Below are 14,748 nucleotides of genomic sequence, written 5' to 3'. Positions count from 1 at the left end.
TGCACCGTCGCGGCACAATGTGGCCCGTGTACTTCGCCGGTGTCGACCTCGCCTGGGCGGGCCGTAACCCGACCGGCGTCGCCGTCGTCGACCCCGACGGCGATCTGGTGAGCGTCGGTGCGGTCCGCGACGACGACGAAATCCTGGCCGCGTTGCAGCCCTACGTGCGGAACGATTGCCTGGTCGCGTTCGACGCGCCGCTGGTGGTGAACAACCCGACGGGCCAGCGTCCGGCCGAAACCGCGCTCAACCGCGACTTCCGCAGGTTCGAGGCCGGCGCCCACCCCTGCAACACCGGAAGACCCGAATTCACCAACGGCCCCCGCGGGGGCCGCCTGGCCGCGGCGCTGGAACTCGACCTGGATCCGCGGTCACCGGCCAGCCGTCGCGCCATCGAGGTCTACCCGCATGCGGCGACCGTCGCCCTGTTCCGGTTGGAGCGGACCCTGAAATACAAGGCAAAACCGGGACGTGACGTCGACCGGCTCAAATCCGAGCTGTTGCTGCTGATGGACGGGCTCGAACGGCTGGCGCAGGCCCCGATACCGCTGCGAGTCGCCGCACACGAGGGCTGGCTCGCGCTTCGCGCGACGGTGACGGCCGCGCGACGCAAAAGCGAGCTGCGCCGCGCCGAGGATCCGGTGGATGCCGTCGTCTGTGCCTATGTGGCGCTATATGCGCAGCGATGCCCGGACCACGTGACGATCTACGGCGACCTGAACACCGGGTGCATCGTGACGCCGTCGCTGCCGGCCGACCCGGACCGCCCGTCGCGGCCTCAGATCTGCACGGGGCGCTGATCGATAGGGGCGAGCACCTCGATGAGATCGACCACCGCCCGCTGCGCCGCCGCGCGCGGATCGCGGCCCTCCACCAGGGCCGAGACCACCGAACCGTCGACCGCGCAGATCAGCGTGCACACCAGCTCGATGTGCACCGAGCGGCCCGAGCGCTCGATGGCCTCCGCGACGGCCTCGGCGCGCTGGCGCAGGCTGCGTCGCATGGTCTCCTGCAACGCGGGCAGCCGAGTGCATGCGATGTGTCGCTCGTAGCGCGAGATCAGCTGCTCGGTGAGCCCCGGGCCGGACACGTCCCCGACGAGCAGGTCCGCCAACACCTCGGCGATGGTCTCCGGCCCGCGACGCCGCCGGGACAGCGCGGTGACCCGTGAGCGAAGCTGCGCCACCTCGATCATCGCGATGTGTTCGACCGCGCGCGCGATCAGATCGTCGAGGGAGGAGAAGTAATAGGTGGTGGACGCCAACGGCAATCCGGCCCGCCCGGCGACCGCCCGGTGGCGCACCGCTTCGAACCCGCCCTCGGCAAGCAGCTCGGCGGCGGCGCTGACGAGCGCATACCGTCGACGTTCTCCTTTCGGAGTAACCGCTGCAGTCACGAGAAGCCATCGTGCCAGCCAAAGTGGTACTGCATTGCCATTTCGGCCAAACGCCCCGCCGAACCAACATGGCATGATGGCCCGCATGCCCGACTTGAGCCGCCGCGCCGTGCTCGGTCTCGGCGCCGGCGCGGCCCTCGGCGCCGTCGGTGCCTACGGGCTCGACATTCTGTTACAGCCTCGGACATCTCACGCCGCGCCGGTGCCCCAGGCCGGCACCCAGATGCCGCTGGAGCCCCCGCCGCCGGCGCCGAGCGCCCCCCGTGATCCGGCTCCCCCGCCGGCGGCCGCGCCCACCATGGTCACCGGTTCGTTCGTGTCGGCCGCGCGCGGCGGCGTGACCACCAACTGGGCGATCGCGCGTCCGCCCGGCCAGACCCAGCCACTGCGACCGGTGATCGCGCTGCACGGCAAGGGCAGCGACGCCTCCACCGTGATGGCCGGCGGCGTCGAGCAGGGGCTGGCGCAGGCCGTCAACGCGGGGCTCCCGCCGTTCGCGGTGGTCGCCGTCGACGGGGGTGGCAGCTATTGGCACAAGCGGGCTTCCGGCGAGGACAGCGGGGCGATGGTGCTCGACGAGCTCATCCCGATGTTGGGCAACCAGAATTTGGACACCTCACGAGTGGCGTTCTTGGGCTGGTCGATGGGTGGTTACGGCGCGCTGCTGCTCGGCGGCCGGCTGGGGGCTGGGCGCACCGCGGCGATCTGTGCGGTGAGCCCGGCGCTCTGGCTGTCCTCCGGCGCGGCCGCACCCGGGGCGTTCGACGGGCCGGACGACTTCGCGGCGAACTCGGTCTTCGGGATGCCCGCGCTGGCGTCGATCCCCATCCGGGTGGATTGCGGCGACAGCGACCCGTTTTACGCAGCGACAAAGCAGTTCGTTGCGCAGCTGCCTCATCCGCCGGCGGGCGGTTTCTCCCCCGGCGGGCACAATCCCGAGTTCTGGAGCTCCCAGTTGCCGGCCGAGCTCACCTGGATGGCGCCGCTCCTGACGGCCTGATCTTCGGCCGCGAGCGTAACGCCACGGCGAAAAATCGCGCCGAAAATCGCAGCGGCGTTACGCTCGCGGACGTGACCGCAGATTTCGGTTGGGACCTCCCGTACGCCTGGCCGCGCAAGCCGGTGCTCGCGGAAAACGTTGTGTGCACGTCGCAACCGCTCGCCGCCCAGGCGGGTCTGCGGATGCTCGCCCAGGGTGGCAGCGCGGTGGACGCGGCCATCGCCACGGCCATCACGCTGACGATCGTGGAGCCGGTTTCCAACGGCATCGGCTCGGACGCCTTTGCCATCGTGTGGGATGGCACGCAATTGCACGGGCTCAACGCATCGGGCCGCTCGCCGGCGGGGTGGACTCCGAAATACTTTGACGGAGAAGATGTTCCGCTCCTCGGGTGGAATTCGGTGACGGTGCCGGGTGCGGTGTCGGGGTGGACCGAACTGCATGCCAAGTTCGGCAAGCTGCCCTTCGAGCGGCTCTTCGAACCCGCGATCTCCTACGGCCGCAACGGCTTTCTGGTTTCGGCGACGGTCGCGCAGCAGTGGGCGGCCCAGGTGCCGCTGTTCGCGAACCAGCCGGGCTTCGCCGAAGCGTTTCTGCCCGGCGGGCGGGCGCCGAAACCGGGCGAGCGGTTCAGCCTGCCCGATCACGCGGCCACGCTCGAGACAATCGCCGCCACCAACGGCGAAGCGTTCTATCGCGGGGAACTCGCCGCCAAACTCGAGGCTCACGCGGCGGCCAACGGCGGGGTCATGCGGGTCAGTGACCTCGCGGCTCACCGCGCCGACTGGGTGGGCACGGTCGACGGCAGCTACCGCGGCTACACCGTGCACGAGATTCCGCCCAACGGTCAGGGGATCGTCGCGCTGATAGCTCTGGGCATTCTGGAGCACTTCGACATGGCTTCGCTGCCGGCCGATTCCGCCGACAGCGTGCACCTGCAGATCGAAGCGGTGAAGCTGGCGTTCGCCGACGCCCAGGCTTATGTCGCCGACATCGAGCACATGCCGCTGCGCCCGAAACTGCTGTTGGGCAAGGACTACCTGAAACAGCGTGCCGAACTGATCGACCGCGCGCGGGCGAAGCCGGCATCCGCGGGCGCCCCGACGGGCGGAACCGTCTATCTGGCCGCGGCCGACGCCGCCGGCGTGATGGTCTCGATGATCCAGTCGAACTACATGGGATTCGGTTCCGGCGTGGTGGTGCCGGGCACCGGAATCGCGCTGCAAAACCGTGGTGCGAATTTCGTTGCGGCCCGAGGCCATCCGAACGTGGTGGGACCGAACAAACGTCCATTCCACACCATCATCCCGGCCTTCGTGACCAAGGACGGAGGCCCGGTGATGAGCTTCGGGGTGATGGGCGGAATGATGCAGCCGCAGGGGCATGTGCAGGTGATGGTGCGCATCGCCGACCACGGGCAGAACCCGCAGGCGGCGTGTGACGGACCCCGGTTCCGGTGGGTGGAGGGGATGCAGGTCAGCTGTGAAAATGGTTTCCCGGGTTCGACGCTGGACGAGTTGCGCCGGCGCGGACACGATCTGGTTGCCGTCGACGACTACAACCAATTCGGCAGCTGCCAGGCGATCTGGCGACTCGACGGTGGCTACTTTGCGGCCAGCGATCCGCGTCGCGACGGCCAGGCAGTCGCTTTCTAGACGCCTTCTAGACGCGGATCTGACCTTCGGCCGCCGACTGGGCGATGTCGCTGCGGAAGTGACTGCCCGGCAGTCGAATCGAACGAAGAATGTCATAGGCTTGGGCCCGCGCGGCCGAGAGGTCGGCGCCGGTTCCCACCACCGACAGCACGCGCCCCCCCGAGGAGACGATTTCGCCGTCCTCGCGCCGCGACGTTCCGGCATGCAGCACCCCGTCGGCCTCGGAGCCGACGATGACGTCGCCCACCCGAGGACGGCCGGGATAGTTTTCCGCCGCCAGCACCACCGTCACCGCGGCACCGCGCTGCCAGCGCAACTCGCCGAACTCCGCCAACGTGCCGCTGCCCGCCGCGTGCAGGAGCTGCCCGAGCGGCGATTCCAGCAGCGCCAGCACCGCCTGCGTCTCGGGATCGCCGAAGCGACAGTTGAATTCGACCACCGCGGGCCCGTTTGCGGTGATCGCGAGCCCGACATACAGCAATCCGCTGAACGGGCAGCCACGCGCAACCATCTCGGCCGCAACGGGTTCGACGATGTTGCTGACGATGTCGCGATAGACCTCGTCGGGAAGCCACGGGACCGGCGCGTAGGCACCCATGCCGCCGGTGTTGGGTCCGCTGTCGCCGTCGCCGACGCGCTTGAAATCCTGCGCCGGGAGCAGCGGCACCACGGTCTGGCCGTCGACGACGCAGAACAGCGACACCTCCGGGCCGTCCAGGTACGACTCCAGCAGCACCGGGTGGCCGGCCTCGAGCAACCCTGCGGCGTGCGCCCGCGCCGCAGGCCGGTCCGCGGTCACCACGACGCCCTTGCCGGCGGCCAGGCGGTCGTCCTTCACCACCCAGGCGGCATCCCCGGCCGGCGGCCCGAAGCGGTCCAGGGCGGCGTCTAAAAGCGCGGGGCTGTCGACGATTTCGGTGGTCGCGGTGCGCACGCCGGCCGCGGCCATGACCTCCTTGGCGAAGGCCTTGGAGCCCTCGATGCGGGCGGCGTCCCCGCCGGGGCCGAAGCAGACGATCCCCGCGGACCGCAGCGCGTCGGCCACCCCGAGGACCAGCGGCACCTCGGGTCCGATGACCACCAGGTCGGCGCGGACCGCGCGCGCCAGGGCGACGACATCTTCGGTCGAGGTGACGTCGAGGTCGTGCTGCTCGGCCAGCCGGGCGGTGCCGGCGTTGCCCGGGGCGATGGCCAGTCCCGTGACCTGCGGGTCTTTGCGCAGCGCCAGCAGGAGCGCATGCTCACGGGCACCGGAACCGATCACCAGGACGCGCACGAGACGTCAGACTAGCCGGGTCAAACGGCTCACGGTTACAGCCCCTTGGATTCAGAGGATTTTCTCGAGCAGCCCCGTGAGGTCCTTGCGCTGCGCGGCGGTCAGGCGTCCGAGGCGCTTGTCGAACTCCCCGGAGAGCAGGGTCAGGCCTTTCCTGGCGGCCTGACGCCCGTCCGGGGTGAGCAGCAGCCGGTGGCGGCGCAGATCGGATGGGTCGATCTCGCGGCGCACGAACCCCGCGGCCTCGAGCCGCTTCAGGTAGAGCGTCACCGTCGCCTTGGGCATGCTCAACGTCGCGGCCAGTTCGGCCGGGTAGGGATGCTCGTCGATCTCGGCGAGCAGAAACAGCTCCTTGGACTCGAGGCCCAGCGCGCAGATCCCGGCCTCGGCGCACGAGATGACCGAGAGCAGCACCCGGTAGTTCAGTGACCAGATCTTGGCCGCATCGACTGCAGACATTCGACTTGCCAGATCGTTCAGCTATGAACTAGTTTTGTTATGAACAACCTCATGATGGAACAATCTACCAGGAAGTGGGCATCATGCCACTGGATCAATACGTGACACTCGGGCGATCCGGTCTGCGCGTCAGCCCCCTGTGCCTGGGTGCGATGACGTTCGGCGAAGACCTCGGCTGGGGCACCAGTGTGGAAGAGTCCCAACAGATCATCGACCGATACGTCGAACTCGGCGGTAACTTCATCGACACCGCCAACTTCTACACGCGAAGCCACTCCGAGAAGATCATCGGCGACCACATCGGGCGCCACCCCGCCCGTCGCGATCGGTTGGCGATCGCGACGAAGTTCAGCGGCAACCTGTATCCGGGGGACCCCAACGGCGGTGGTTCGGGCCGCAAATCGCTGATCAACGCCTGCGAAAACTCGTTGCGGCGCTTGCAAACCGACTACATCGACCTGTACTGGCTGCACATCTGGGACGCGAACACCCCCATCGAGGAGACCATGGCGGCACTCGAAGACCTCGTTCGCGCCGGCAAGGTGCGCTACATCGGGGTTTCGGACACCCCGGCGTGGAAGATCGCCCAAGCCAACCTCATCGCCGGTTTCCGGGGGTGGTCGGCGTTCGTCGGGCTGCAGGTCGAGTACTCGCTACTGGAACGCACCATCGAACAGGAACTCGTGCCCATGGCGTCCGAATTCGGCCTCGGCATCACGCCATGGTCGCCGTTGAAGAGCGGCGTCCTCAGCGGCAAATACACCCGCGCCAACGCTGGCCAGCACAACGCCGACCGCGGCGCCATGGTCGGTGCCTTCCTCAACGACAAGACCTACGCCGTCATCGACGAACTCGAGGCCATCGCGAAGGCACACGAGACCAACGTCGCCAGTGTGGCGCTGGCCTGGGTGCGCGCGCAGCGCGCGGTCTCGTCCGTCATCATCGGGGCGCGCCGGCTCTCCCAGCTCGAAGACAACGTCCGGGCCGTCGACGTGAATCTGAACGCCGACGAGCTGACGCGGCTCGATTCGCTGACCCAACCGAGGTTGGGGTTCCCGCACAACATGCTGGAAATGGCCCCGGGCATCACCAACGGCGGAACGTCGATCAACGGGGCCTGGGCGCCGGTCTCCGAGTACGTGATGCCCGAAGGCGTTCAGCCGTACTGAGATTGGCGGGTCACTCGCCCGAGTGCATCTTCAACGCGGCATCCACGTTGGCCTTCTTGTTCTCTTCGGTGCCCTTTGCCGCGGCCTTCTTGCGCTTGGCGACGACGGCGTCGACCGCGCCGTTGAGCGCCGAACCCAGCGGGAAGCCCAGGTAATGGGTGAGGAAGACGGCCATCTCCTTCAGCTCGCTCTCCGTGAGTTCACCGTTGAGGAGCGCGGCGTTGATCTGAATCTCGGCCAGGTCGCGATTCCCGATCGCGGTCACGGCCGTCAGCGTCATGATGCGCTTGTCGCGCATCGACAATCCCGGGCGCGTCCAGATGCTGCCGAACAGGTGATCCACGGTCAGGTCGAAGTACGCGTCGCCCTCGATGTTGGGCATCTCCCAGCCGTAGACCTCGTTCATCTTCGCGAGGCCCTTGCTGCGCAGTTCGTCCATTACGCCTCTTTCTCCGTGTGCGGTACCCCGAGGCCGGCGGCCAGCCGCTCATAGGCCAATTGGGCCAGCGGCAGGTCGACCGATACCGCCCCGCCCAGCGCCAGCGCCAGGCTCAGATCCTTCTCCCCCAGGCCGCGGGTGTGCAAGAACGGCTCATACAGGAAGTTGTCCGCCTCGAGGTCTTTCATGTCCTCACGCACCATGATGGCGCCCGGACCTCCGGTGAGCGCATCGGTGTGGCGCACCACCCGGCCCAGCGCCTGCAGGTCCAGGCCCGCCGCCTCGGCGAGTTTCATGGCCTCGCACGCCGCGGCGTAAGAGGTGAACGTCAACATGTTGCGCGCCAGCTTCATTCGCGTCCCGGCGCCCGGCTCACCGGCATGAATGACCATCGCCGCCCAGTGTTTGAATGCCGGCTTGATCCGCTCGTACACCTCACGGTCGGCGCCCACCATGGTGGCGAGCTCACCCTTCGCGGCGGCGGCAGCGCCGCCACTGACGGGGGCGTCGACGATGTGGACGCCCCGCGGCTTGAGTTCGGCCGCGAGTTCGACCGCGGTGGTGTCGCTGATGGTCGAGTGGATCGCGATGACCGTCCCCGGCTTGGCGTGCGCCGCCAACTCCCCGACCACCTCGCGCACCTGGGCATCGTTGAGCACGGTGATGTGGACGATGTCGGCGGCGACTGCAATGTCGGCGACACTGTCGGCCAGGCCGGCGCCCTTTTCGACCAGCGGGGTCATCGCCTCGGTCCGGATGTCGTAAACCGTTACACCGCCAGGCCATTCGGTCATCTTCGTGGCCATCGGAGCGCCCATATTGCCCAGCCCGATGTAGCCGAGGCGCGCATGTTCTTGACTCATGACCGGATTATCTGTCCGCCGTCGACATTGAAGATCTGCCCGGTGATCCACGACGCCTCGTCGGACAGCAGGAACAGACACATGCCGACCAGGTCCGCGGGCGTCCCCATCCGCGACAGCGGCAGCCCCTTGACGATGTCGGCGACGATCTCTTGCGGCGTGGTGGTCCGGTTGGCCTCGGTGTCGATGGGTCCGGGCGCGATCGCATTGATCCGGATCTTCTGGCCGCCCAGCTCGCGGGAAAGCTGCTGGGTCAGGCCGTTGAGCCCGACCTTGGCCAGGCCGTAGTAGTTCGCGTACAGCCAGGCCGCGGTGGACGACTGATTGACGATCGCCCCGCCGCCACGCTTGGCCATCTTCTTGTACACCGCGCGCGTGCACCACAACGCCCCGTCGAGGTTCACGCTCATGAACTTCTTGTAGTACTCCGGGTCGATGGTGAGCAGGAAGTCCAGCTTCATGCCCCCGAAGATCGCGGCGTTGTTGACCAGGTAGTCGATGCCGCCGAATTCGGCCAGCGTGCGGTCGGCCATCGCCTTGGCCGACGCCGGATCGGAGACGTCGACCGGGATGCTGATGGCGGTTCCACCGTCGGCGACGATCTGCTTGGCGACCGCCTCGGCCGCCTCGGCGTTGATATCGGCGACCACCACCGCCGCGCCCTCACGGGCCAGTGCCTCGGCGTAGGCCTGGCCGATGCCGCCCCCGGATCCGGTGACGATGCCGACCTTGTTCTCGAATCGCATGTTCGCAAGCTCCTCTAGTTGACCTTTAACCGACTGAAGTGGCAATAGTTTTGGTTTCCAGGTACTCCTCGAAACCGGCCAGGCCCATCTCGCGTCCGTTTCCGGACTGCTTGTACCCGCCGAAGGGCGCATCGGCGGAGTACCACACGCCGCCGTTGACATTGATCGTGCCCGCGCGAACCCGCGCGGCCGCCCTGGCGGCCCTGTCCGGGTCGGCCCCAAACACGGTGCCCGACAGGCCGTACGGCGAGTCGTTGGCAATGCGGACGGCGTCGTCGTCGCCGTCGTGTGGAATCACCGTCAGGACCGGGCCGAAGATCTCCTCGCGCGCGCAGCGGGCGTCGTTGCCCAGCCCCGCGATCACCGTGGGCTCGATGAAGAAACCGACTTCACGATCGGCCGGCCGCCCGCCACCGCAGGCGAACGTCCCACCCTCGACGAGCGCCGAGTCGAGGTAGCCCTGTATCCGGTCGCGCTGGCGCGCCGAAATCACTGGCCCGCAGATGGTTCCGGGGTCTGTGGGGTCGCCGGCCTTGATGCCGCCCATCGTTGCGGCCGCGATCGAGACGGCTTCGTCGTACTTCGCGCGGGGCACCACGAGACGGGTGGTGATCGCGCAGCCTTGCCCCGCGTGCATGCACACCGAGAACGCCGCCACGCCCACTGCACCGCCCAGGTCGGCGTCGTCGAGGACGAGGAACGCCGACTTGCCGCCCAGCTCCAGGAAGACCTTCTTGATGGTCGCCGCACCGTCGGCCATCACGGCGCGCCCTGTCGCAGTCGACCCGGTGAACGAAACCATGTCCACCCGAGGGTCTTTCGACAGCAAGGCGCCCACGCCGTGGTCGTCTGAGGTGACGATGTTGATGACACCGGGCGGAAAGTCGGTGTGCGCGGCGATGAGTTCGCCCAGCACGGCCGCGCACCAGGGAGTGTCCGGGGCGGGCTTCAGCACAACGGTGTTCCCGGCGGCCAGGGCGGGCCCGATCTTGGCGAGGTTGATCTGGTGGGGAAAGTTCCACGGGGTGATGGCGCCGACGACGCCGACGGCCTCGCGGGCGATGGTGCGCCGAGTGGGGATACCCATCGGCTTCGCCTCGCCGAGATCCTGGTTGTATTCGTAGGATTCGGCGGTGTCCGCGGCGAACGCGAGGTCGTTGACCGGGACTTCGAGCTGAGCGATGCTGGTGAGCATCCGCGGCGCCCCGACTTCGGCGATCGTCAGGTCGCGCAGCTCTTCGAGGTGCTGCTGCATCGCCTCGCGTAGTTGCCGCACGCACCGCACCCGCAATTCGGTGTCGCGCGACCAGTCCGTCTCGTCGAAAGCGCGGCGCGCGGCGTCGATCGCGCGGCCCATGTCGGCGGCGTCGGCGTTGGCGGCGACCCCCAGCACTTCCTCGGTCGCCGGATTGACCGTGGCGAAGGTGCCGGCGCCCCCGGCCGACATCGTGCCGTCGATGAAGAGTTCGCTTACGCCGTCGGCCAGCAAGGCCATCTCCCGCTCCCGTCTGTGCACGTTTCAACCCGGCACGCCAATCTAGTGGACAGTTGTCCGATATCGTCCGATCGAACCATAGCCGCCTGGTCTTCTGCGGTGCAAGGGCTGATCCCGCCAGGCGCACAAAAGTGCCCTAAAATTGCAGATTAAGCAATATGTTGGCGGCGCGGACTTGCTTCGCGCCGACACCATCCATTAGCTTGGACATGTGTCCAGCGATGCACTGGCGATCACATCCGACGCCGACCGCCAGACCGGTCAGCCGTCGCGCAATCGGCGCCAGGAGGAGACCTTCCGCAAGGTACTCGCCGCCGGCATCGAAACGCTGCGTGAAAAGTCCTACGCCGACCTGACCGTGCGCGCGGTGGCGGCCCGCGCCAAGGTCGCGCCCGCCACCGCTTACACCTACTTCTCGTCGAAGAATCATCTGATCGCCGAGGTCTACCTGGACCTGGTGCGCCAGGTCCCCTACTTCACCGACGTCAACGACCCGATGCCCACCAGGGTGGAACAGGTATTGCGTCATCTGGCCCTGGTGGTCGCCGATGAACCCGAAGTCAGCGCCGCCTGCACGACGGCGTTGCTCAGCGGCGGGGCCGACCCCGCGGTGCGTGCCGCCCGCGACCGCATCGGCGTGGAGATCCACCGCCGGATCACGTCCGCGATGGGCCCCAACGCCGATCCCACCACCGTGTCCGCATTGGAAATGTCGTTTTTCGGCGCGCTGGTCCAAGGCGGCAGCGGCGAATTCAGCTACCGCGAGATCGCCGACCGGCTGGCCTACGTGGTGCGGCTGATCCTGACCGGCGCCCGCGACACCAGCCACGAGACAGAGGCAGGAACTTAATCGATGACCGTCCATGTCGGCGACCACGAACTCGTCCTCGATCCCTACGATTACGACTTCCACGAGGATCCGTACCCGTACTACAAGCGGCTTCGCGACGACGCCCCGCTGTATCGCAATGACGAACTGAAGTTCTGGGCGCTGTCGCGGCATCAGGATGTGCTGCACGGGTTCCGCAACAGCACCACGCTGTCCAACAAATACGGCGTCTCGCTTGATCCGGCGTCGCGCGGCCCGCACGCCAGCAAGACGATGAGCTTTCTCGCGATGGACGATCCCGCCCACTTGCGTCTGCGCACGCTGGTCTCAAAAGGCTTCACCCCGCGCCGGATTCGCGAACTCGAGCCCCGGGTCACCCAGATCGCGACAAAACATCTCGACACCATGCTGGACAACGCGAAGAACGGGACTGTCGACTACGTCGAGGAATTCGCCGGCAAGTTGCCCATGGACGTCATCTCCGAGCTGATGGGTGTCCCCGAGCCGGACCGAGATCAGGTTCGGGCCTGGGCGGACGGGGTGATGCACCGCGAGGAAGGCGTCACCGATGTACCGCCGGAGGCCGTCGAGGCGTCCCTCAACCTCATCGTCTACTACCAACAGATGGTGGCCGAGCGGCGTCAGAAGCTGACCGAGGACCTGACCTCGGCGCTGCTGGAAGCCGAGATCGACGGCGACCGACTCACCGACGACGAGGTGCTCGGCTTCATGTTCCTCATGGTGATCGCGGGAAACGAGACCACCACCAAACTGCTTGCCAATGCTGCCTTCTGGGGCCACAAGAACCCGGACCAGCTGACCCCGGTCTACGACGATCTGTCACGGGTGCCGCTGTGGGTCGAGGAGACCTTGCGCTACGACACCTCCAGCCAGATACTGGCCCGTACCGTGTCCGGCGAACTCACCCTCTACGACACCACCATTCCCGACGGCGACGTCCTGCTGCTGTTGCCCGGTTCGGGCCACCGGGATGAGCGGGTCTTCGACAACCCTGACGATTATGTGATCGGGCGCGAAATCGGGCCCAAACTATTGAGTTTCGGTAGCGGCGCACACTTCTGCCTGGGCGCGCATTTGGCGCGGATGGAAGCCCGGGTGGCGCTCACCGAGTTGTTCAAGCGAATCCGCGGCTATGAAGTGGACGAGGCCAACGCCGTCCGCGTCCACTCCAGCAATGTCCGCGGATTCGCCCACCTACCCATGACCGTGGAGGTCCGCTGAATGCCCCGCTTTGACCCCTTGCCCGAACGACGGCCCGCCATCGTGGCCGGCGCCTCCTCCGGCATCGGAGAGGCCACCGCCATCGAACTCGCGGCGCACGGATTTCCCGTTGCCCTGGGCGCCCGCCGAGTCGAGAAGCTCAACGACATCGTGGGCAAGATCAACGCCGGGGGCGGCGAAGCGGTCGGATTCCACCTCGACGTCACCGATCCGAACTCAGTGAAATCCTTTGTGGCACAGTCGGTTGACGCGCTCGGCGACATCGAGGTGCTGGTGGCCGGCGCGGGCGACACGTACTTCGGCAAGCTCGCCGAGATCACCACCGACGAATTCGAGTCCCAGCTGCAGATCCACCTCGTCGGCGCCAACCGGCTGGCCGCCGCGGTCCTGCCCGGCATGCTCGAGCGGCAGCGGGGCGACCTGATCTTCGTCGGCTCCGATGTGGCCCTGCGCCAGCGGCCGCACATGGGCGCCTACGGCGCCGCCAAGGCCGCGCTCGTCGCGATGGTCACCAACTTCCAGATGGAGCTCGAGGGCACCGGCGTTCGGGCGTCGATCGTGCACCCCGGCCCGACGAAGACGTCGATGGGCTGGAGCTTGCCCGCCGAAAAGATCGGCCCCGCACTCGAAGATTGGGCCAAGTGGGGGCAGGCCCGCCACGACTACTTCTTGCGCGCGGCGGACCTGGCACGAGCCATCACGTTTGTCGCCGAGACTCCGCGCGGCGGCTTCATCGCGAACATGGAGCTTCAGCCCGAAGCCCCATTGACCGACAACAAAGACCGCCAGAAACTCGCACTCGGCGAAGAGGGGATGCCAGGCAAATGACCACCGCTATCGTGCCGCGGGTTTCCGGCGGTGAAGAAGAACACGGCCACCTCGAGGAATTCCGTACCGACCCCATCGGTTTGATGAAACGCGTCCGCGACGAGTGCGGCGACGTCGGCTGGTTCCAGCTGGCCGGAAAGCACGTCATCCTGTTGTCCGGCGCGGGGGCGAACGAATTTTTCTTCCGCTCCGCCGATGAGGATCTGGATCAGGCCGAGGCGTATCCGTTCATGACGCCGATCTTCGGCAAGGGTGTGGTGTTCGATGCCAGCCCGGAGCGACGCAAGGAGATGCTGCACAACTCGGCGCTGCGCGGCGAGCAGATGAAGGGCCACGCCACCACCATCGAGGGCGAAGTCAAGAAGATGATCGCCAACTGGGGCGACGAGGGCGAGATCGAGCTGCTCGACTTCTTCGCCGAGCTGACCATCTACACCTCGACCGCCTGCCTGATCGGGTTGAAGTTCCGCGAGCAGCTCGATCACCGGTTCGCGGAGTACTACCACGAGCTGGAACGCGGCACCGACCCGCTGTGCTACGTCGACCCGTATCTGCCGATCGACAGTTTCCGGCGTCGAGACGAGGCCCGCGTCAAACTCGTTGCGGTGGTGCAGGAGATCATGGACCAGCGGCTGGCCAATCCGCCGAAGGACAAGGCCGACCGGGACATGCTCGACGTCTTGGTGTCGATCAAGGACGAGGGCGGCACTCCGCGATTCTCCGCCGACGAGGTCACCGGGATGTTCATCTCGCTGATGTTCGCCGGGCACCACACCAGTTCCGGGACCTCGGCGTGGACCATGATCGAGCTGATCCGCCACCCCGAGGTTTACGCCGAGGTGCTGGCCGAACTCGAGGAGCTCTACGCCGACGGCCAGGAGGTGAGTTTCCATGCGCTGCGCTCGATTCCGAAGTTGGACAACGTGGTCAAGGAGACCCTGCGGCTGCACCCGCCGCTGATCATCCTGATGCGGGTCGCCAAGGGCGAGTTCGAAGTCGAGGGCTTCCCGATTCACAACGGCGACTACGTCGCGGCGTCCCCGGCGATCTCGAACAGGATTCCCGAGGACTTCCCCGACCCCGACGCCTTCAAGCCCGATCGCTACAACAAGCCCGAGCAGGCCGACATCGTCAACCGGTGGACCTGGATTCCGTTCGGCGCGGGACGCCACCGCTGCGTGGGTGCGGCGTTCGCCCAAATGCAGATCAAAGCGATCTTCTCGGTTCTGTTGCGCGAGTACGAATTCGAGATGGCGCAGCCGGCGGACAGCTATCACAACGATCACTCGAAGATGGTTGTGCAGCTCGCCCGTCCGGCGAAGGTCCGCTACCGCAAGCGCAATGCATAAGG

15 protein-coding genes are annotated in these 14,748 nt (G+C 67.0%); 8 read left to right on the top strand and 7 right to left on the bottom strand.

Features of this window, described 5'->3' with window-relative positions; genetic code table 11:
- The first annotated feature begins 26 nt into the window (after positions 1–26).
- Positions 27–800, top strand: a complete 774-nt coding sequence (locus A5775_RS14430; protein WP_067253789.1) for a DUF429 domain-containing protein — start codon at positions 27–29, stop codon at positions 798–800.
- Here A5775_RS14430 and A5775_RS14425 read toward each other — a convergent pair.
- Positions 779–1,396 (bottom strand): TetR/AcrR family transcriptional regulator, encoded by a 618-nt coding sequence (locus A5775_RS14425; protein ID WP_067253274.1) that lies wholly within the window; start codon positions 1,394–1,396, stop codon positions 779–781. The genes A5775_RS14430 and A5775_RS14425 overlap by 22 nt on opposite strands.
- Before the next feature lie 73 nt (positions 1,397–1,469).
- Between A5775_RS14425 and A5775_RS14420 the strand changes: the two genes are divergently transcribed.
- Both A5775_RS14420 and A5775_RS14415 read left to right on the top strand, forming a co-directional pair.
- Complete coding sequence (locus A5775_RS14420) at positions 1,470–2,396, top strand: esterase (protein ID WP_067253272.1); 927 nt, start codon at positions 1,470–1,472, stop codon at positions 2,394–2,396.
- 71 nt (positions 2,397–2,467) lie between these two features.
- Complete coding sequence (locus tag A5775_RS14415) at positions 2,468–4,051, top strand: gamma-glutamyltransferase family protein (RefSeq protein WP_067253270.1); 1,584 nt, start codon at positions 2,468–2,470, stop codon at positions 4,049–4,051.
- 7 nt (positions 4,052–4,058) lie between these two features.
- Here the strand turns inward: A5775_RS14415 and purD are convergent, their stop codons facing one another.
- Positions 4,059–5,327 carry a phosphoribosylamine--glycine ligase gene (gene purD / locus A5775_RS14410; RefSeq protein WP_067253268.1) on the bottom strand — a complete coding sequence of 423 codons (1,269 nt, stop codon included), beginning with the start codon at positions 5,325–5,327 and terminating at the stop codon, positions 4,059–4,061.
- A 51-nt stretch (positions 5,328–5,378) separates the two neighbouring features.
- Positions 5,379–5,786, bottom strand: a complete 408-nt coding sequence (locus tag A5775_RS14405) for a MarR family winged helix-turn-helix transcriptional regulator (protein WP_067253266.1) — start codon at positions 5,784–5,786, stop codon at positions 5,379–5,381.
- 74 nt (positions 5,787–5,860) lie between these two features.
- On the opposite strand from A5775_RS14405, the gene A5775_RS14400 reads away from it, so the two are divergent.
- Entirely contained in the window at positions 5,861–6,955 is a 1,095-nt protein-coding gene (locus tag A5775_RS14400; protein ID WP_067253264.1) for an aldo/keto reductase, read from the top strand.
- Between the two features lie 10 nt (positions 6,956–6,965).
- Here A5775_RS14400 and A5775_RS14395 read toward each other — a convergent pair whose 3' ends face one another.
- The 4 genes from A5775_RS14395 to A5775_RS14380 are packed head-to-tail and all read right to left on the bottom strand — an operon-like array spanning position 6,966 to position 10,498.
- A complete protein-coding gene (locus tag A5775_RS14395; protein WP_067253262.1) occupies positions 6,966–7,394 on the bottom strand; it encodes a carboxymuconolactone decarboxylase family protein in 429 nt (142 codons plus the stop codon).
- Positions 7,394–8,257 (bottom strand): NAD(P)-dependent oxidoreductase, encoded by an 864-nt coding sequence (locus A5775_RS14390; protein WP_067253260.1) that lies wholly within the window; start codon positions 8,255–8,257, stop codon positions 7,394–7,396. The genes A5775_RS14395 and A5775_RS14390 overlap by 1 nt, the downstream gene beginning before the upstream one ends.
- The gene (locus tag A5775_RS14385) at positions 8,254–9,003 is read right to left on the bottom strand and encodes an SDR family oxidoreductase (RefSeq protein WP_067253258.1); all 750 of its coding nucleotides are present in this window, start codon (positions 9,001–9,003) and stop codon (positions 8,254–8,256) included. Before A5775_RS14385 ends, A5775_RS14390 begins: the two co-directional genes overlap by 4 nt.
- A 25-nt stretch (positions 9,004–9,028) precedes the next feature.
- On the bottom strand, positions 9,029–10,498 hold the full coding sequence (locus A5775_RS14380) for an aldehyde dehydrogenase (RefSeq protein ID WP_067253256.1): 1,470 nt from the start codon (positions 10,496–10,498) through the stop codon (positions 9,029–9,031).
- Between the two features lie 211 nt (positions 10,499–10,709).
- On the opposite strand from A5775_RS14380, the gene A5775_RS14375 reads away from it, so the two are divergent.
- The 4 genes from A5775_RS14375 to A5775_RS14360 are packed head-to-tail and all read left to right on the top strand — an operon-like array spanning position 10,710 to position 14,746.
- A complete protein-coding gene (locus tag A5775_RS14375; protein WP_067253254.1) occupies positions 10,710–11,348 on the top strand; it encodes a TetR/AcrR family transcriptional regulator in 639 nt (212 codons plus the stop codon).
- A 3-nt stretch (positions 11,349–11,351) separates the two neighbouring features.
- The gene (locus tag A5775_RS14370) at positions 11,352–12,569 is read left to right on the top strand and encodes a cytochrome P450 (RefSeq protein WP_067253252.1); all 1,218 of its coding nucleotides are present in this window, start codon (positions 11,352–11,354) and stop codon (positions 12,567–12,569) included.
- Positions 12,570–13,397 (top strand): SDR family oxidoreductase, encoded by an 828-nt coding sequence (locus tag A5775_RS14365; RefSeq protein WP_067253250.1) that lies wholly within the window; start codon positions 12,570–12,572, stop codon positions 13,395–13,397. It begins immediately after the preceding gene.
- Entirely contained in the window at positions 13,394–14,746 is a 1,353-nt protein-coding gene (locus A5775_RS14360) for a cytochrome P450 (protein ID WP_067253249.1), read from the top strand. The genes A5775_RS14365 and A5775_RS14360 overlap by 4 nt, the downstream gene beginning before the upstream one ends.
- Positions 14,747–14,748 lie beyond the last annotated feature (2 nt).

Origin of the sequence: Mycobacterium sp. 852002-10029_SCH5224772, from assembly GCF_001667315.1 — a bacterium.
Lineage (GTDB): Bacteria > Actinomycetota > Actinomycetes > Mycobacteriales > Mycobacteriaceae > Mycobacterium.
Note: the sequence above shows the minus strand (reverse complement) of the source record. Positions and strands in the feature narration are given on the sequence as shown.